The sequence below is a fragment of the Synechococcus sp. H55.10 genome (assembly GCF_047502715.1).
GTDB lineage: Bacteria > Cyanobacteriota > Cyanobacteriia > Thermostichales > Thermostichaceae > Thermostichus.
Window position 1 is genome coordinate 1 of the sequence record NZ_JANSJJ010000250.1, and the last position, 547, is coordinate 547.

The following is a 547-nucleotide window of genomic DNA, read 5'->3' on the forward strand; positions in this document are numbered from 1 at the left end:
GAGATAACCAGCACTCGCACTGGCGCATCAGAGGTGCTGATGTCGCAGTTGCGCGGGGATCCAGCATTGAGAACTGGGTCGATTTGAATCCCCAAAAAGCCCAGGTTGGCACAGGCTGCTGCCCGTACTGGCGCGGCGTTTTCCCCGATGCCGCCCGAGAAGACCAACGCATCCAGCCGATCCAAGCTCATGAGCATGGCCCCAATCTGGCTGCGCAGGCGGTGGACAAAGAGGTTAAAGGCCAGCTCGGCGCGGGCATGGCCTGCCTGCATGGCTTCCAGGATAACTCGCATGTCGCTGCTGAGGCCGGACACGCCCTTCAAGCCGGATTCCCGGTTCAAGATGCGGTCAAGCTCCTCCACGTCCATGCCCCGGCGCAACTGATGGATCAAAATCCCCGGATCCACCGAGCCTGAGCGGGATCCCATCATCAAGCCCTCTAGGGGGGTATAGCCCATGGTAGTGTCGACACTGCGGCCCCCGCGAATGGCTGCCAGAGAACAGCCATTGCCCAAGTGGCAGGTGATGAGCCGCAACTCCTCTAGAG

Annotated in this window: 1 pseudogene; it reads right to left on the reverse strand. The window is 61.2% G+C overall.

The window, feature by feature from the left end:
- Window positions 1-547, reverse strand: a pseudogene (locus NW858_RS12240) (acetate kinase); the annotation flags it as partial.